This is a genomic window from Flavobacterium sp. MEB061 (assembly GCF_000834715.1).
In the GTDB taxonomy this organism is placed as follows: Bacteria; Bacteroidota; Bacteroidia; order Flavobacteriales; family Flavobacteriaceae; genus Flavobacterium; species Flavobacterium pectinovorum.
Map to the genome: position 1 here is coordinate 87,814 of NZ_JXQR01000022.1, position 19,377 is coordinate 107,190.

Consider the following 19,377-nt stretch of genomic DNA (forward strand, 5'->3'; position numbering starts at 1 on the left):
TTTTAGTTTACATCCCACCAAACTTTACCAAGCCAGTCATTTTTTCCTCCCATTCTTGATAAGGCATCTAAATAGTTTTTCTCATTTTTTTGCATTTCATCATTCGGATAATACAAACGTGTTGGCACAACACCGCCGGTTCCAGAATCTGAATTTGTTATGGGCACTAAATGAGGATAACCTGTTCTTCTCCAGTTTGAATAAGCTTCGATACTATTGAATAAATAGGTAACCCAAATTTGTGTTCCTATTTGCTCTTTTTCTGTTCCGGCTACCAAAGGATTTGCATTTACATATGCATCTATATTTGCCTGAGTTGCAGGCGCAGCTCCATAAATTTCCATTTGTTTAATCCCTGCTTCAACCCCATTTTTATAATAATCAGCGGCAGAGCCTGAAACCCAGCCTCTCACAGCTGCTTCGGCCAATAACAATTGTGTTTCTGAATAACTAACATGCAAAAAAGGAGTTGTTCTTAATTTTAAATAAGGCTGTATTCCAGAGGCTGAATTTGATCCACCGGGAAGATCCCATCTAAACATTCCCGGCTTCACACCTTCATATAGTGTTTCACCCGGCTGTATTGGCGACCACGGAACCACGCTGCTGCTTGTTTTTGGAGTTGCGATCATGGTTAATCTTGGATCGCCATTATCTCTTAAAAAATCTATTAATAAAGAACTAAAATGGTCTCCATGCTCATCTGAAATAAAACCGTAAGACAATCCATTTCCCCTATAATCCAATCTGGATGGATCATCACTAAAAGGAAAATCCAAATGATGCATAATACAGTTGTCATCATTACTGGCAAAAACTCCATTTTGAAAAGCGGCTTTTACTTGTTTTTCAGCTTCTGCAGGATTTACTTCAGAGATTCTCATTGCTAAACGCAAACGCATGGTATTGGCTAATTTTTTCCATTTTGCAATATCTCCATTATAAAACAAATCTCCTTTTACTGCACCTCCTCCGGCATTTAACTGATTAAAAGCTTCGTCTAATTCTTTGAAAAAAGAATTATAAATATCTTCCTGTTTATCATATTTTGGTGTTACAATTCCTTGAGAAAATCCCAAACCGGCTTCTGAATAAGGTACATCACCATAAATATCGGTTAAACGATGTGCGATCATTACTTTCATAATTTTAGCAACAGCATTCATGTTCACAGCAGCGGGATCTGCACTGGTATTATCCAGAATATCAACAATACTTTTTATTTCATGGGCATAAACATTTCTCCATAAAGCGACTGCATACTCTTCGTTATTTTTAAATTTGCTGCCATATTCTGTTACTGCCCAAGAACCTGAATAATGCTGTACAAAACCTCCGGCATATATAAGGTTGGTTCTGTGTTGATAATATCCATCTCCAGACATACACAATTGAGTAAAGGTGAGCTGTCCTGCCGGATTTGGAGATAACGCCACCGGATCTTTTACCAGTTCGTCAAAATTTTCTGTACAGCCAACTACCGTAAATACTGCAAGTATGGCTACTATATATTTAATTTTCATAATTTACTTTTTTAGAATGTAACTTTAATATTAAAACCATACGATTTTCTTGACGGTAATGAACCATACTCAAAACCTTGTCCGTTTCCGGAAGTGTACATAGACTCAGGATCAATATTTGGTAAATCTTTATTAAATGTCAATAGGTTTCTGGCAAATGCCGAAATATAGATTGAACTTATTTTTGAGCTGCCAAAAACACTTCTAGGTATTGTATAGCCTAAACTTACCTCTCTTAATTTAACGTAAGATGCATCATAAATAAAAGGTGCCGGTGTATTTTCAGTAACATTTGACCAATATGTTTGAGGATCTACAGGAGTCGTATTTTTTACGTAAACCGGATTTTCGGCCGTTCCCGTATTTACAACTCCGTTTGCTACATAACCTGCTGTTGGAGTCCAATTCCCTACATTAAAATTTGGATCATTTGCAGCGGCTTCTGCTCTTGCAGCATTGTAAGCATCTCTTCCTTCTGTAGTTACATCCAAAAGCCCTTTTCCTGCAGCAACAGAGTTTGTCATAGAATATACATCCATACCAAACTTCATATCCAATAAAAACTGAAGCGTAATTCCTTTATAAGAAAATCTATTGGTTAAACCTGCCGTCCAATCCGGAAGCCCTTTTCCTAATTCTACTTTTGTATCTGTGTAAACAGGAAGACCGTTTGCCCCTACAATCATTTCTCCCGAAGGTGTTTTTTGAAAATCTTTTCCAATAATAGTTCCGTATTGTCCGCCAACCTGAGCTACAATTGCTGCTCCGGCCCAGCGAGCCTCAGAAATAGTATAAGTATTAATATCGGGATGTAAAGAAAGAATTGAGTTTTTATTCTTAGAAAAATTCAAATCAATTCCCCACTCAAAATTTTTAGTTTTAATTGGCGTACCCGATAAAAATATCTCGATACCTTCATTTCGTAATTTCCCTGCATTTACCGAAAGAAACTCATAACCTGATGTTGCAGAAGATGCTAAATCAAGCGTTTGATCTGCAGTATCTTCACGGTAAACTGTTATATCTGCTTTTAATCTGTTTTTAAAGAAAGCTGTTTCCAATCCAAACTCAATTCCTGTTTTTGATTGAAAAGTAAGATTCGCGTTTGGTGCCGATGAATTTTTAATATTCACAACACTTTGTCCGTCGTAAGCAGAATAAGTAGTATAATTTAATGCATTTTTATAAGCACCCGGTGCATTCGAAACTTTTGCCCATGATGCTCTCAATTTACCATAAGAAAAAGTATTGCTCTGAATAGCAAATGCATCTGAGAATACAAAACCTAACGAAGCTGCCGGATAAAAAGCATCTTTGGTTATCACACTAAACCAGTCATTTCTTCCTGTAAATTCAGCATATAAATAACCTTTATAATCAAATTTTGCAGAACCGTAAACAGAATTTGTTCTTGTTTTGGTTTCTGATGGTGCGTTGATTGTCTGAGTCGAAAAATTACTAATATATTCTGTTCCCGGCTCAATAATATTTGTTCCCTGGCTAGAATTTTCCTGTCTTCTAAAATCTCTTCTGCTTGTTCCTAAAATTCCTGAGAAAGTCAAGTCATTAGCCAATTTAATATCGCTAAAAGTAGCTATGATATCAGTATTCATTTCAGAAACCGTAATATCATTCAATCCAAGATAACCTGTATCTCTTCCCGGCCAGGTGCTTCCAGCCACCATAAAATCTTTAGTGCCAAAATTATAAGTATCTAAACCGGTTCTAAAAGTCAATCCAACCCATTTTTCAAGTTGATACGTTCCCGTAACATTCCCCATAAAACGATTTTTCTTAGAGGTGTTATGATTGGCATCTACCGTAAAATAAGGGTTTAATTGATAAATATTATTATTCCACTTGTAGATTTCTCCTGTATCCGGATCCTGATAATTTTTCAACCAGGCCTGATCTATATTGGGCGCCAAACCACTCAAAGAATAACCTACATTGTTTGGAGAATCTCCCAAACCAGGTCTGTTTTCGGTATTTTCAACCATGTAATTTACATTTGCCGCCAAAGTAAATTTTTCTGATTTTAAAGTAGCATTCAAACTGGCATCATTTCTTTCTAAACCTGAACCCGGAACAACATCATCATTTTTAAGATTGTTGAATCCAAAACGAATATAAGCATTCTCACTTCCGCCAGAGAGCGAAATTCCGTTAGTTGTTGTAAATCCCGTCTTAAAAAAATCCTGAATATTATTGTCTACTTTGGCATAAGGTTTCATAGAACCATCAAATATTATAACCTGCTGCCCAACTGTTTCCGAGAATTTCGGTCCCCAGGCACTTGTAGTATATCCGTAAATTTCAGAAGGCGCTTTTGAAGGGTCCGGCAAAATCCCGTGAGATCCCGTTCCATAATCACTTTGAAAATCCTGATATTTAGCATTTACTCTGTCAAAACTAACACCGCTGGTAAGTTCTACCTGTAATTTACCTTTGCTTCCTTTTTTGGTTGTAATCAAAATTACACCATTCAAAGCTCTGGAACCATATAAAGCAGATGCTGCTGCACCTTTTAATACAGTCAGACTCTCAATATTATTTGGGTTTATGCTTGAAATTCCGTCACCGTTATCTCTTCCATCAAACCATTTGCTTGAAGCTGCAGTGTCATTAGACAACCCTGTATTATCAATAGGAACTCCATCTACAATATAAAGCGGCTGGTTATTCTCGCCTATACTCGAAATACCCCTAATAATAACCCTTGTACTTCCGCCGGCACCTGTGGCTGGTATAGAAACATCTACACCCGCAATTTTACCAGAAAGTGCTGTCGCTACATTGGTTGTAATTACCTTATTCAACTGGTCGCCTTTGATGTCCTGAACTGCGTAACCCAGTTCCTTCTTTTGTCTCTTAATACCTAATGCCGTAACTACAACTTCATCTAAGTTTTGGGCATTTTCTTCAAGCGCCACGTTTACTTGGGGAGAATCTCCAATTGTTACAACTTTAGTTTTAATTCCAATGTATGAAAATACTAAAACATCTCCTTTTGATGCCTCAATACTGTACATCCCATCATAATCTGTTTGTGCTGCCTTCGCTGTTCCCTGGATAAGAACAGTAACTCCTGGCAACGGCAGTCCTTTTTGATCGCTTACTAAACCTTTTATTGTTTTTACTTGTGCAAGAATAACCTGCGACGTAAAAAAAACAACAAAGATTAATACAATTTTCTTCATTTTTGTCATGGTTTTGTTAGTTAAGCGATAAATCTATTGTTAAAATTAACATAAATAAAACTTTTTAAACAAACTACCCTAAACCTTAAACAAACAACAGAAAACAATCAATAATACGTTTTACGAAAACGATGCCTTTAAAAAATAATCGACGAAATGCCATTTTTGATAAAATTTTATTCAAAAGAATTGCGTTTTACCAACTAATTGTTTAAAGTTGCAAATTATTATTCCTAAGAATAATTACATTAACCCCCAATAACCAAAATTGAACGAAATTCAAAAATTAAAATTTGAAATAAAACTGCAAAATCATATTTGGTTTTGGGGAAGTTACTTTACTCTTAACTTTTTAAGATGGGGAGCCTATTTTAATGATTATCCTTATTCATTCAAATCGAACCTGATTGAATTTTCATTACACATTCCGTTAGTCTATTTTAATCTTTTTGTTTTGGTACCGAAATTTGTACTAAAACAGAAATACATTCAATATACTTTTGCCCTAATTTTAAGCCTGTTCGGCATTTATTTATTAAAAACCGCACTTACCTATTATATTATATCTGAGAATATCTGGCCGGAAGCCAACAGAGAATATCATCCGTTTGAAATCAATCATATTGTTGCTGTTTGCATTGGCGAATTATATGTATTGGCCATGGCTTCATCTGTTTACCTGACTTTAACCTGGCTAAGGGAAAGAGAAAGAAACAGATCATTAAGAGAAAATCAGTTTAAAATCAAATTGAAATATTTGGAGAATCAAATTCAGCCGCATTTTTTCTTCAATACCTTAAATAACTTATACGCCTTATCTTTAGAATCTTCAAATAAGGTTCCTGACGTAATTATTAAGTTATCCAATTTGATGGAATATGTCTTGTATGATGTTAAAGGAACCAAATTTGTTCCGCTTATAAAAGAAATAGACTATATTCAGAATTATATTGAAATTGAGAAGTTACGTTTTGAAAATGTAGAAGTTACGATAAATCTTGAGTCGGATATTGAAGATATTGTTGTGCCTCCGCTAATATTTATTTCGCTGGTTGAAAACGCCTTTAAACATGGCGGACTGAACAACAAAAACTTAAAAATCAAGATCAATTGTAAAGTTATTGATAATAAAAGGTTAGATTTTGAAATCTTAAATAATTTTGTAATTTCACAAAATCTTAACCCGAAAAGTGGTATTGGATTAGTCAATACCAAGAAAAGACTGAAATTAATTTATAAAAATGATTTCAGCCTAAAACACAAAACTAAACTAAATTACTATATAATCCGCTTGCAAATACCTATTCATAATGAAGATTAAATGCGTATTGATTGATGATGAGCCTTTGGCTATCAAAGTCTTGCAAAATTATTTCAATAATTTTACAGATTTTGAAGTGATCGGTACATTCAATAATTCTCTTGAAGCACTTGATTTTATCAACAGCACAACTGTTGATGCTGTCTTTTTAGATATCAATATGCCAATGATGACAGGATTTGAATTAATTAGCTTAATCGAAAACAAAACCAAAGTCATTATCACAACAGCTTTTAGGGAGTTTGCAGCCGAAAGTTACGATCTTGATGTTCTTGATTATTTAGTAAAACCCATTCCGCTGCCCAGATTTATAAAGTGCATTAACAAGATTACTACCGAGTACAATTTAAAAAACAATATTAAGGTCGAAACCACAAAAGGTGATTCTCATATTTTTATTAAGGTTGATAAAAAAATGATGAAAATCAATATTGAAGAAATCCTTTTTATCGAAGGAATGAAAGAATATATTAAAGTTGTTACGCCTGATAAAACCTATATTACCCATAAATCCCTCACTTCTTTGTCTGAAGAATTACCGGCAGATCGTTTTTTAAGAATTCATAAATCGTACGTTATCGCCCTAAATAAGGTGAAATCTATCGAAGGAAACCGCATACAGATCCAATCTTACACCATTCCTATTGGTAGAAATTACAGTAAAGATGTTAAAAACAAAATTTTAGAGTAAATACAATTTCATTTTTCATTTTCTAAGTAGGTTAAAATTAACACATTGTTGAAAAAATGATGCCGTTGGTTTAAATTTAACATTATTTGTGCCTTTTTATTTTTTTTTGAAACACTTAACAAATATATTTACGGTCTTCAAAAAACAATAAAATTAAAAAATTAACCTTATCACAATTATGAGTTCAGAAAATGTGCAAACTAAGTGGGGACAGTTTATTCCTCTAGTTATCGTATTCTTCTTTTGGGGTTTTGTCGCTGCAAGTAACGACATCTTGATTCCTGTTTTTAAAACAGCCTTCAACTTATCTCAAGGAGAAAGTCAATTAGTATCTTTAGCTTTTTATATCGCTTACACCGTAGGATCGCTAATATATATGGGAATCTCCGCTTTAATCAAAGAAGATTTAGTTAACAGAATAGGATATAAAAACGGTCTTTCATTAGGTTTACTTATTTCTGCTCTTGGAACATTATTATTTTATCCGGCTGCAAATACAGGATCTTTTCCTTTAATGTTATCTGGGTTATTCATTGTAGCACTTGGTTTTTCATTACAACAAACAGTTGCAAACCCTTTAGCAATTGCTTTAGGACCAATTACAACAGGATCTCAGCGTTTAACATTAGCAGGTGGAATTAACAATTTGGGTACTACAATCGGACCGCTTATTGTGAGTTTTGCAATCTTCGGATCAAGCACAGGATCATCTACTTTAAGTATCGAGAGTGTAAAAATTCCTTATTTAATACTTGGTTTAGCCTTTTTATTAGTGGCTATTTTATTAAAATTCTCTTCATTGCCAGACAGACCTGCTCTAATCGAAGAAGAAATTGCACATGATGGCGCAACAGCAAAAAATTCCGCATTACAATATCCACAATTGGTAATGGGAATGATCGCTATCTTTCTTTATGTTGGTGTAGAAGTTTCTACTGCAAGTAACTTACCAGCTTATATGGAAAGTAAATTAGGATTTTTAACTCAGGAAGTTGCTCCTTATATCTCTTTATATTGGGCAAGTTTAATGATTGGTCGTTGGACAGGAGCTATTGAAGCTTTTACTGATAAAGCTAGTTTACAACAAATATTACGTTTTGTAGCACCATATTTAGCATTTGGAGTATTTCTGGCTGTAAATGCAATTGCAAAACACGATTTAACACCGTTTTATATTTACGGATTAATCATTTTAGTATTAATTGCTGCTGATATTGCAAGTAAAGGAAATCCTGCTAGAATGTTATTAATTTTCTCTGCATTAGGAATTGTTGCCTTAGCTATCGGAATGTCGACTAGCGGTATTGTGAGTGTTTATGCTTTTACAAGTGTTGGTTTATTCTGTAGTACGCTTTGGCCATGTATCTTTACATTAGCAGTAAGCGGACTAGGAAAAAATACAAGCCAGGGAAGCAGCTTCCTAATCATGATGATTATGGGTGGTGGAGTTATCAGCTGGTTACAAGGTTTTGTTTCTGAATTCATTGGTATTCAAGCAAGTTACATTGTAGGTATCTTATGTTTTGCTTACCTTGCGTTTTACGCATGGAGCGTGAGCGGAATTCTTAGAAAACAAGGAATTAACTTTGACAAAAAACTTTCAGGAGGGCACTAAACTTCTTTAAATAACAATATAAAAAATCCCAAATTCCAATTTTATAGATTGGAATTTGGGATTTTTTAGTTTTATGATTTACGTCTTGTAAGCAAACCCAACAGGTTTTAAAACCTGTCTGGTTTATCGCCGGGTTTGTCGATAAAAAATTCCACCCGAAATTTGGAATTTGGAATTTATTTTTTGGAATTTAAACTTTATTTCGCATTAATAATATTCTTCAAATTCTTTTTAAAAACAGCTTTATTTTGTTCCGATAAAGTATATACAACATCTTTATCGGCATGAATAATCACTTTATCTATATTCGTCGCTAAAAGCGCTTTTGGATCCTTAATTTTTAATGTACAGGCACCATCAAAATAACCATCTTCTTCGATTGTTTTTTTGGCAGCCAGAACAGTTCCGTCACTCAAAACAGCCGAAATTGTCATTGTACTATTTAATGTATTTGAATAAAAACCATCCATTACCAACAATAATCGGTATGAATTTTTCATTTCAGGACCTCTAAACTCGTGACGTGTAATATTATAACGTAAACCTTTTGCCAAAGTCTGAAATTTTGAAGTACAATCTAATTCAAAAGTAGCCACATCTCCGGCTTCGTTTACAGATGTTAATACTTTTGCCTGGGAATTTGCAGTGATATTTACTGCCAAAAATGCGAAAATCAGAATAAGTTTTTTCATATGTCATTCTTTTTGAGACACATAAAGATAAAAAAAATCACCATCTTTCTTACAAAAATGGTGATTTTTAATTATTTATTTAAAGTAAACTATTTGTTTCCTTTCTCAAAATCAGCAACAAACTGAGCTAATCCAATATCCGTTAAAGGGTGTTTCAACAATCCGTAAATTGCAGAAAGTGGTCCAGTCATAACATCAGCTCCAATTTTAGCGCAGTTCACAATATGCATTGTATGACGCACAGAAGCAGCTAAAATTTGAGTTTCGTATCCGTAGTTATCATAAACCAGTCTAATTTCTTCGATCAGGTTTAAACCATCTGTAGAAACATCATCAAGACGACCAATAAATGGAGAAACATAAGTAGCTCCAGCTTTTGCCGCCAAAAGAGCCTGACCAACAGAAAATACAAGTGTTACATTTGTTTTGATTCCTTTATCTGAGAAATATTTCGCAGCCATAACACCTTCTTTTGTCATTGGCAATTTAACTACGATTTGATCATGTAATTCAGCTAATTCTTCACCTTCCTTAATCATTCCATCATAATCCAACGCATTTACCTCAGCACTTACATCACCTTCTACAAGATTGCAGATGTCAACATAATGTTTCAGGATATTGTTTTTTCCTGTAATTCCTTCTTTCGCCATCAATGACGGATTAGTCGTTACACCATCCAAAACACCTAAAGCCTGTGCTTCTTTAATTTGAGCTAAATTAGCTGTGTCAATAAAAAATTTCATAATTATATCTATTTAATTGTGTTGATTCTATTTGATGTCTTCGGCAACCGTAATCCGGTTTTTGCCGTTATCTTTTATTCTTTTTAATTCACAAAGAATGAGCCTGCTCACCTTACATAAATTTCGGTGCAAAATTACAACTTATAATTTTCCCAAAATTAAAATCTTAAAAATAATTCTACATTTTGACATTCCTCTTTATATAACCTTCATTAAAAAAGCGTATTTTTAAAGTCAAAATAAGTCCAAAAGTGCTAGAAGAGAATTTTCAACAAGACGTTACTAATATCCAGAATATTACAATTGTTCCAACTTTACTAAATGTAATATGCCAAACAACCGGAATGGGTTTTGCAGCCGTAGCAAGAGTTACAGAAGATCGGTGGATAACCTGCAGTGTTCAGGATAATGTTGCATTTGGTCTAAAACCCGGAGATGAATTACAAGTAAAAACCACAATTTGCGACGAAATTCGCCAGGACAAAAGAGCAGTAATAATAGACAATGTTAGTGAAGATCCTGAATTTCGTTATCATCATACTCCAGCAATGTATGGACTTCAAAGTTATATTTCGGTTCCGATTATGCTTAAAGACGGAAGTTTTTTTGGAACACTTTGTGCCATCGATCCGAAACCAAATAGCTTAAAAACATTCAAAGTCCGCGAAATGTTTAATTTGTTTGCTGATTTAATTTCATTCCACATCACAAGTATTGAAGAAGCAAACGAAAGCAAAACGATTTTAAGAGAGAAAGACAATCTTCTTGAAAAAACCGAAATTGAAAAACAAAAAGCTGTAAAATCAAAATCAGACATTGAGAAAAAACTTATTGAGAAAAACATCTCTCTTGAAAAAATGAACAATGAACTCGAAGCATTTAATTATATTTCGAGTCATGATTTACAGGAACCTTTGCGAAAAATTCAGCTCTTTACAGATACTATTGAACGTGAAGAAGTAAATAATTTATCTGAAAAAGGCAAAACTGCATTCAATAAAATCAAGACTTCGGCTTTTAGAATGCAAAATCTAATCAATGATCTTTTAATTTATTCTAAAACAAAATTTGACGATAGAAAATTTGTACTTAAAGACTTAAATGAAATCACCAGAGACGTTATCGAAGATCTTACAGATGAGTTTGAAAATAAAAATGTAGTTTTTGATATACACGGTTTAGGAAAACTTTCTGTAATAGAATTTCAATTCAGACAGCTTCTTTATAATTTGATTAATAATTCAATGAAATTTGCAAGTCCTGATCGAAATTTAATCATTACAATCTCATCAAAAATCACAAATGGAATACTCGAGAAACTTTCTCCTCTTACCAAATATTACCAAATAACCATTGCAGACAATGGCATTGGGTTTGATCAATCTTATAACGAAAAAATATTTGGACTTTTTCAGGCCTTACACACAAAGCCGATAAAAAGTACCGGAATAGGACTTACAATAGTCAAAAGAATTGTAGAAAACCATAACGGCTTTATTAGAGCAGAAGGAATTTTAAATCAAGGAGCAAAATTTGATATTTTTATTCCATTAGAGTGAAATAAGATAGCGTTTTTTTTTTACCGCAAAGAACGCAAAGGTTTTTATCTAACTATACTTTCTAAAAACACAAAGTTCGCAAAGCTAAGTAAACACAAAGCTTTGCGAACTTTTTATTTATTCTAATAAAAACTAACTGTAAAAAATCCTTGCGAACTTTGCGGTTAATTTTTTTTCATTACAATTGAATAATTATAGTTTATAATGGTTCATTAGCATTTTTTCATACATTTTATCCGGAAGCGCACGTTTTAAAACGATCGAGAATTTCTGCATAAAAACGCCTACTTTATAATGCACTTTTGGCTTTTTTTGCTGAATAATTTTGTAAACTGCCTCAGCCATTTCATTCGGATTACTTCCAGCATCAACATGTTCGTTCATAGTAGCAAGCACATCTCCATAAACTTTTTCATAAGCAGAACCTGAAATAACCGGTGCATGATAACGTCCTGAAGCAATATTAGTAGCAAAATCTCCAGGTGCTACGTTGGTGATCTCAATCCCAAAAGACTTTACTTCCATTCTTAAAGCTTCGGTAATTAATTCTAAAGCTCCTTTTGATGCAGAATAAACACTTCTGTACGGCAATCCCATATAACCGGCAATTGAAGTAATATTAATAATCAAACCCGATTTTTGCTCACGCATTTGTGGCAAAACCGCTTTCATCACTTCTATTGGTCCAAAAAAATTGGTTTCGAAGTTATTCTTGATTTCTTCAGTCGGAATTTCTTCCAAAGGCCCCGTAATTCCAACTCCGGCATTATTAATTACAATATCCAATCGCCCGGAAGTTTGAATAATTTTGGCTACCGCCGATTTAATAGATTCGGTATTTCGAACATCTAAAGCCACGAGTGGAAAAACAGAATTTAATACTTTTTCAGGGTTTCGACTTGTTCCATAAACAACGAAACCTTTTTGATGCAAAAATTCTCCAATAGATTTCCCGATCCCTGAAGATCCTCCGGTAATTAAAACGACTTTATTCATATTATGGGGTACTAGGTTATTTGTTATAAATTAAGAGATCTTTAAATTATTTTTTACCGCAGAGGGCACAAAGGTTTTTCGCAGAGTTCACTAAGATTGAAGTTGTGTTTACACAATCTGAGTCCACAAAGCTTTGCGTCCCGAAACTTCGGGATGCCTTTTCACAAAAGCTGAGAGTAAAAAATCTTTGCGAGCTTTGCGGTTAAATTTATTTACCCCTCCACAGGTTTTAAAATTCATCCAACTTTCCTCAGTACCAAAAATAAAAAAATCCTCCAGAAGGAAGACTACTTTTAAATTAATTCTAAAAAAAAATCCTGAAACATTTCAGGACATATAAAATAAAAAATGGCAAGCGACCTACATCGCACCGCTCAACCACGTACCCTTGCTATGTTCCCATCCTGGGGGAGTCTGCAGGAGCTGGTCGTGTAGGACTTGCCGGTGCAAATATACAATCTTTTTATATTTTTGCAAGACCTTTGTTGCTATAAAAATATCGTCGTATATTGGCTTATTCAAATTTTTAACTATGAAAAAATATAACTTCCTAACTTTCATTTTATTAGGAATCACATTAATTGGATGTGGAGATACAAAAAAAGGTGAAAATTCTTTATTTAACATCGATGATTCCGCTTTTCCTGCTCATTTTTCGTCTCAGGAATCAGTTTCTATTGGAATTTTAAACCCAAATTCGAAAGAAATTGATAGTATCGCCTACTTTGTTAATGACAAAAAAGTGGGTAGCAAAAAAGGAAATGAAAAATTTAAATTTGAATTAAAAGATCAAAAATTAGGATATCAATATCTAAAAGCTACCGTTTATTTTGGTGGAGATTCATCTGATGCTACAAAAAGAATCGAATTGGTTTCGAATGTTGAACCAAAATTATTGAAATATAAAATCGTAAATACATATCCGCACGATACAAAAGCTTTTACAGAAGGTTTAGAATTTCACGACGGTGTTTTATTTGAAAGTACCGGGCAAAAAGCAGATTCTTACTTTAGATCTGTTGATTATAAAACCGGAAAAGTGATTCAGCAAGTTGATCTTCCAAAAGAATATTTTGGTGAAGGAATTACTTTTATAAATGGCAAATTGTTTCAATTGACATGGCAGGAAAAAACTGGTTTTATATACGATGCAAAAACGCTTAAACTGGAAAAAACCTTTAAATACGATAAAGATATTGAAGGCTGGGGAATGACGCATGATGATAAATATATTTATCGCTCTGACGGAACGGAGAAAATCTGGAAAATGGATCCTGAAACCCAAAAAATGATTGATTATATTAATGTCTATTCCGGAACTTCAAAAATTAAAGTTCTGAATGAGCTAGAATTAATCGACGGAAAATTCTACGCAAATGTTTGGCAAAAAGATGCTATTGCGGTTGTAAATCCAACTTCGGGAGCTGTTGAAGGAATTCTGGACATGTCTGGTTTACGCAAATTTATCAAACATCCTGAAGCAGAAGTTTTAAACGGAATTGCTTATAATCCTGCAACAAAAACCATTTTTGTAACGGGTAAATATTGGGAAAAAATGTTCGAAATAACAGTTTCAGAAAATTAAATTCCAATCCCGACACATCGGGATAAATTCCAAATTCCAATCAACACGAATTTCACAAATTTTCACGAATTGATTAGTGTTAATTTGTGACCCGAGACCGTAGGACGAACTGGCGAAGCAAATTTGTGTTTTATATAATTACTATAATAATTAAATTCTTAACAATGATTACTTTAATCACAAACATAAAAGAATTACTTCAGGTTCGTGAAACGTCTGTTTCTAAGGTTTCTGGTGCTGAAATGGCGGTTCTTCCCACTATAAAAAATGCTTATTTAGTAATTGAAAATAATCTAATTGCAGATTTTGGTTTGATGGAAAATCTTCCCGAAATCAATGCTGATGAAGTTATTGATGCCACCGGAAAAATCGTTTTGCCATCCTGGTGCGACAGCCATACGCATATTGTATATGCAGGAAATCGCGAGCAGGAATTTGTAGATCGAATTAACGGATTCTCTTATGAAGAAATTGCCAATCGCGGCGGCGGAATTTTAAACTCTGCTAAAAAATTAAACGAAACTTCTGAAGAAGAAATTTATGAGCAGTCAAAAGTTCGTTTGGAAGAAGTAATGCATTTAGGAACGGGAGCTGTTGAAATAAAATCCGGTTACGGACTTACTATTGAAGGTGAGTTAAAAATGCTTCGCGTTATCAAAAAACTGGCAGCAAATTATCCTATTTCAATAAAAGCAACATTTTTGGGCGCTCATGCATTTCCTTTACATTACAAAGAAAACAAACAAGGTTATATTGATGAAATTATAACCAAAATGCTTCCGGAAATCGCTCAAAATAAACTGGCAGATTATATTGATGTATTTTGCGAAACCGGTTATTTTTCTGTTGAAGAAACAGAGAAAATAATGGAAGCCGGAATTCAATTCGGCTTAAAGCCAAAAATTCATGTGAATCAATTTAATTCTATTGGCGGGATTCAGTCCGGAATTAAATTTAATGCGCTTTCAGTCGATCATCTTGAAGTTATGAAACCGGAAGACATTCAAGCCTTAAAAGACACGGAAACGATGCCTGTGGCCTTGCCGTCCTGTTCTTATTTTTTAAGCATTCCTTACACTCCTGCCCGCGAAATGATAAAGGCCGGTTTACCACTTGCATTGGCAACTGATTTCAACCCTGGCTCTACTCCATCGGGAAATATGAATTTTGTTGTTGCAACGGCGTGTATCAAAATGAAAATGACTCCCGAAGAAGCGATTAACGCAGCAACAATAAATGGCGCATACGCAATGGGAATTTCTGAAACCCACGGAAGTATTACAAAAGGAAAAAAAGCCAACCTTATCCTCACTAAGCCTATTTCATCTTATTATCAGATTCCATATGCGTTTGGCAGTAATTTAATAGAAAGTGTTTTTCTAGAAGGTGAAATTTTGTAAAGGCAATTCATAAGTTAAAAAATACATAAAAATCTTACAATAAAGATTTTAAGTAAAAGAATTGTCTATATTTACAAATCAGATTTTTTAAATATGGAAATGTTAGTTCACATAATAGATTTAGGCAAATTTGGTTTAAAACAAAGTGTTTTAAGTACCAAAATAAGCTTGTATTCGAACAAGAACATTTCTGTATTATCTTCTTATAAATTAAAAATCTTCCCGAATTGTTAAGCACCAGCGAGTGTGCTTAATAAAATCCTATAAAACTTTTCTAAATATGCTATTCCAATCTTCATTGGATATTGGCTACTCGCTATAAAGTTTTTTTTATTACGAATAAATTATAGAATCATCGGCTTTACACTATTTTTTAATAATTAAAACAAGAAGATCATGGCAAAGGTTAATAATTTAAAAACTCCGTCGACAGATTTAAAAGCAAAAAAACAAGAGAAAATTTTAAAAAAGCTGGAAGAGCAACAAACCAGAAAAAGAAAATAGATATTAAATTATTGTGATTTTTAATTTAATAAAAAAAGGTCTGTGAAGAAATTCACAAACCTTTTACTTTTACTTTAAATAATTCTTATCTTAAAGAAAAACTAGTTTTAGAAACTAATTCGTCATTATCAAAAACATTGATAAAATAAGTTCCTTTTTCGAAGTCTTTACCTGGTAAATCTTCAGAAACCTGTACAGTTTTGTTTTCGTACTGAATTGTTTTCTTGAAGCTGTAAGTTAAAGTATTGTCTCCAAAACTTTCTGTTTTCTTATCTCCTAAAACATTGTTTTTAGCATCGATAACCTGAATATAGTACGTTTTATCTCCAGATTTTGCAATTTGATTTTCAGCAATAGTAAAACTTACTTTTAAAACGTCAGCACGGCTTGCTTTATCTGTTTCAATTTGTTTTCCTGAGCTTTTCAATTTGTAAGCTGCAGTTTTTGTATTCAAAATTGATAATTTAGAACCCTTTTCAACTGTTTTAGCCAATTCTTCGTTTTGACCAACTAAAACTTCGTTGAATTTTTTAGATTCTCCTAAAACTACAATAGTACTATCTCTCTGAACTGTTAAAACACCATTTTGTTTTTTCAATTCATCGTTTTCAGCAACTAAAGTTTTCATTTTAGCCTGCATGCCTACAACTTGATTTCTGTATTTAGATACATCTCCTTTAGATTTATTTAAATCATCCATCAAAGCTACTACTTTATCTCTTTCCTGAATTAATTCATCAGACATTGAAGTGTTTTCTGCAATTGCAGCATCGTAAGTTGCTTTTAATTCCTGCAAATCTTTCATAACAGATTCTTTCTCTGTTAGAGTTGTGGTAAGTTCAGTTTTAACTACATCTGTATCAGATGATAATTTAAAAATATACACTAAACTTCCAATTAGTAGTACTGCTAAAACAGCGATTACCGCCTTTAGACTTGAGTTGTTTTTGTTTGGGTTTTCCATATTTTAATAATTTTCTTAAAAACAAATTTAATAATTAATATATCGTTATAACGTAAGTTACTACAATTATATTATTTTTGAACAATATTTTTTTTTATGGAGAAACTAATCCCATTTACTATTAATGATTTAGCTAAAGTAACCAACCATCGAAGTGGTGAAATTAAGTTTGGAGAAAAGATGATTATCATTCCAAATGGAGTTGATAAAGTCAATTTCCTGAAAGAAAGTGAAGCTAAATATGTACTTTTAGGAATTCCTGAAGACATTGGCGTGCGTGCTAATTACGGAAGACCGGGAACGGCATCTGCATGGGAAAGTGCCATAAAAAGCATTGCAAACATTCAGCATAACCGTTTTGCCAAAGGCAGCCAGATTATTGTTTTAGGACAAATTAATGTTTCTGCAGAAATGCGTGATGTTGAAAATCTTGATTTTAATGATATTGATGACCGCTCAAAATTAAGCCAGCTTGTTGAAAAAGTTGATAAGGAAGTTTCTCATATTATCTTTACTATAATAAAGGCCGGAAAAACGCCAATTATCATTGGAGGAGGCCACAATAATGCTTACGGAAATATTAAAGGTTCCGCTTTAGCAAAAGGAAAGCCAATAAATGCTATTAATTTTGATGCGCATTCAGATTTCAGGATTCTTGAAGGCCGTCATAGCGGAAATGGATTTTCTTATGCGTACGAAGAAGGTTTCCTGAAAAAATATTTCATTTTTGGACTTCACGAAAATTATACTTCAAAAAGTGTTCTTGATATAATTAAAAAATTAGAAGATCGTGTACGCTATAATACTTATGATAGTGTAAATATTCGCAAAGAAAAAGATTTCGACAGAGAAATGGCTTTGGCTTTAGAATTTATCAAAACAGATTCATTTGGTATCGAGATAGATCTGGATGCAATTCCGAATATTGCCAGCAGTGCTATGACAATCAGCGGGTTTTCAATAGAAGAATTACGTCAGTTTGTTTCATTTTTCGGACAGCACAGAAATGCCGCCTATTTACACATTTGTGAAGGTGCACCAGACTTAGATCAATCGCCAAATAATCATCTTATTGGAAAATTAATTGGTTATTTAATTACTGATTTCATAAAAGCAAACAACGAAAAAATTTAACTTATACCAGCTGAAAATTAGATCATTTGCCAAATAAACCCCAATTCAAACAGACCATTGGCTGAATAAACCTATCTTTGCACAGATTTTTAGTACTTAAAACTAAATTTCTTAATACCTAAGATATGTTATTTGAAGATTTATCACTTTCCAAAAGTATACAAAAAGCCGTATTTGAAGAAGGCTATTTAAACCCCACACCTATTCAGGAGCAATCTATTCCGATCGTTTTGGCCGGAAGAGACCTTATTGGCTGTGCACAAACAGGAACAGGAAAAACAGCAGCATTTGCTATTCCAATCATACACCAATTACACCGAATTGTAGGTTCATCAAAAAAAGCCAAGGTAATTCGTGCCCTTATAGTTACGCCAACCCGTGAACTTGCAGTTCAGATTGGGCAAAGTTTTGACACTTATGCCAAATATACCAACCTGACGCAATTAACGATTTTTGGCGGCGTTTCTCAAAATCCGCAAGTTGATACTTTGAAAAAAGGTGTTGATATTTTGGTCGCAACCCCGGGAAGATTACTGGATTTACAAAAACAAGGTTTTCTTGATCTTGATCATTTGCATACTTTAGTTTTAGATGAAGCCGATCAAATGCTTGATATGGGTTTTATTAATGATGTAAAAAAGATTGTAAAACTAACGCCTAAAAATCGTCAGACTTTATTATTCTCGGCTACAATGCCTATCGCAATTAGAGAATTGGCCGAAATGTTTTTGCAGGATCCTGCAAAAGTAGAAGTTTCGCCTGTTTCATCAACAGCAGAAAATGTAGAGCAGCGTGTGTATTTTGTTGAAAAAACAGAGAAAAGAAATTTACTTTATCATTTAATAAAAAACGAAAACTTATCGAATGTTTTGGTTTTTTCGAGAACCAAACACGGAGCTGATAATGTTGTAAAAGCATTGCGCAAAAAAGATATCCCTGCAGAAGCAATTCACGGCGATAAATCCCAAAATGCAAGACAACGTGTTTTGGATGCTTTTAAAAATAAAGAAGTTGGTGTTCTTGTTGCTACAGATATCGCCGCAAGAGGAATCGATATTGATCAATTGCCTTTTGTAATTAATTTTGATTTGCCGAATATTCCTGAAACTTACGTACACCGAATTGGTAGAACGGGACGTGCAGGAAATGGCGGAATCGCAATTTCATTTTGCAGTAAAGATGAACATCCTTATTGGAAAGACATTCAGAAATTGATAAAAGTTGATGTAAAAACAATTACAGATCATCCTTATCAATGGCACGCAGGAAGTCCTGAAGCAACTGCTGAGAAACCTAAAAACTCAAACCGCAGTGGTGGCGCTCATAAATCGAGAAAGTCAAACGCATCCAAACAAAATAAAAAGCGCTGGTATTAGGAGATAAAATTCAAACACGAATTTCACGAATTTACACTAATTATTACTTTGTGAAATTAATTTCACAAAGT

At 33.6% G+C, this 19,377-nt stretch carries 14 protein-coding genes and 1 other RNA gene; 8 read left to right on the forward strand and 7 right to left on the reverse strand.

Annotated elements, in window-relative coordinates; genetic code table 11:
* Positions 1-2: 2 nt before the first annotated feature.
* Positions 3-1,523, reverse strand: a complete 1,521-nt coding sequence (locus RT99_RS12150; RefSeq protein WP_042565028.1) for a SusD/RagB family nutrient-binding outer membrane lipoprotein — start codon at positions 1,521-1,523, stop codon at positions 3-5.
* Positions 1,524-1,534: 11 nt separating this feature from the next.
* Positions 1,535-4,723 carry a SusC/RagA family TonB-linked outer membrane protein gene (locus tag RT99_RS12155; protein WP_042565108.1) on the reverse strand — a complete coding sequence of 1,063 codons (3,189 nt, stop codon included), beginning with the start codon at positions 4,721-4,723 and terminating at the stop codon, positions 1,535-1,537.
* Positions 4,724-4,991: 268 nt separating this feature from the next.
* Between RT99_RS12155 and RT99_RS12160 the strand changes: the two genes are divergently transcribed.
* From RT99_RS12160 to RT99_RS12170, 3 genes are all read left to right on the forward strand, one after another.
* Positions 4,992-6,044: a sensor histidine kinase gene (locus RT99_RS12160; protein WP_042565029.1), complete on the forward strand. Its 1,053-nt coding sequence runs from the start codon at positions 4,992-4,994 to the stop codon at positions 6,042-6,044.
* Positions 6,034-6,735, forward strand: a complete 702-nt coding sequence (locus tag RT99_RS12165) for a LytTR family DNA-binding domain-containing protein (RefSeq protein WP_042565030.1) — start codon at positions 6,034-6,036, stop codon at positions 6,733-6,735. Before RT99_RS12160 ends, RT99_RS12165 begins: the two co-directional genes overlap by 11 nt.
* A gap of 178 nt (positions 6,736-6,913) precedes the next feature.
* A complete protein-coding gene (locus tag RT99_RS12170; protein WP_042565031.1) occupies positions 6,914-8,350 on the forward strand; it encodes an MFS transporter in 1,437 nt (478 codons plus the stop codon).
* A 197-nt stretch (positions 8,351-8,547) separates the two neighbouring features.
* Here RT99_RS12170 and RT99_RS12175 read toward each other — a convergent pair whose 3' ends face one another.
* Together RT99_RS12175 and fsa are read right to left on the reverse strand one after the other, a co-directional pair.
* Positions 8,548-9,042 carry a hypothetical protein gene (locus tag RT99_RS12175; protein WP_042565032.1) on the reverse strand — a complete coding sequence of 165 codons (495 nt, stop codon included), beginning with the start codon at positions 9,040-9,042 and terminating at the stop codon, positions 8,548-8,550.
* 89 nt (positions 9,043-9,131) lie between these two features.
* Positions 9,132-9,788, reverse strand: coding sequence for a fructose-6-phosphate aldolase (gene fsa / locus RT99_RS12180; protein ID WP_042565033.1), 657 nt, complete (start codon positions 9,786-9,788; stop codon positions 9,132-9,134).
* Between the two features lie 251 nt (positions 9,789-10,039).
* On the opposite strand from fsa, the gene RT99_RS12185 reads away from it, so the two are divergent.
* Positions 10,040-11,347, forward strand: coding sequence for an ATP-binding protein (locus RT99_RS12185; RefSeq protein ID WP_042565034.1), 1,308 nt, complete (start codon positions 10,040-10,042; stop codon positions 11,345-11,347).
* A gap of 192 nt (positions 11,348-11,539) precedes the next feature.
* On the opposite strand, the gene RT99_RS12190 is transcribed toward RT99_RS12185, so the two are convergent.
* Positions 11,540-12,343 carry an SDR family oxidoreductase gene (locus RT99_RS12190; RefSeq protein WP_042565035.1) on the reverse strand — a complete coding sequence of 268 codons (804 nt, stop codon included), beginning with the start codon at positions 12,341-12,343 and terminating at the stop codon, positions 11,540-11,542.
* A gap of 346 nt (positions 12,344-12,689) precedes the next feature.
* Positions 12,690-12,787, reverse strand: an RNA gene (gene ffs, locus RT99_RS24975) — signal recognition particle sRNA small type.
* An 88-nt stretch (positions 12,788-12,875) separates the two neighbouring features.
* Here ffs and RT99_RS12195 point away from each other — a divergent pair.
* Positions 12,876-13,928 (forward strand): glutaminyl-peptide cyclotransferase, encoded by a 1,053-nt coding sequence (locus RT99_RS12195; protein ID WP_042565036.1) that lies wholly within the window; start codon positions 12,876-12,878, stop codon positions 13,926-13,928.
* A gap of 164 nt (positions 13,929-14,092) precedes the next feature.
* Positions 14,093-15,328 carry an imidazolonepropionase gene (hutI, locus tag RT99_RS12200; protein ID WP_042565037.1) on the forward strand — a complete coding sequence of 412 codons (1,236 nt, stop codon included), beginning with the start codon at positions 14,093-14,095 and terminating at the stop codon, positions 15,326-15,328.
* A 589-nt stretch (positions 15,329-15,917) separates the two neighbouring features.
* Here the strand turns inward: hutI and RT99_RS12205 are convergent.
* On the reverse strand, positions 15,918-16,796 hold the full coding sequence (locus tag RT99_RS12205; RefSeq protein ID WP_042565038.1) for a hypothetical protein: 879 nt from the start codon (positions 16,794-16,796) through the stop codon (positions 15,918-15,920).
* 96 nt (positions 16,797-16,892) lie between these two features.
* Between RT99_RS12205 and RT99_RS12210 the strand changes: the two genes are divergently transcribed.
* Positions 16,893-17,930 carry a formimidoylglutamase gene (locus tag RT99_RS12210; protein ID WP_042565039.1) on the forward strand — a complete coding sequence of 346 codons (1,038 nt, stop codon included), beginning with the start codon at positions 16,893-16,895 and terminating at the stop codon, positions 17,928-17,930.
* A gap of 125 nt (positions 17,931-18,055) precedes the next feature.
* Positions 18,056-19,306, forward strand: coding sequence for a DEAD/DEAH box helicase (locus tag RT99_RS12215; RefSeq protein ID WP_042565040.1), 1,251 nt, complete (start codon positions 18,056-18,058; stop codon positions 19,304-19,306).
* Positions 19,307-19,377 lie beyond the last annotated feature (71 nt).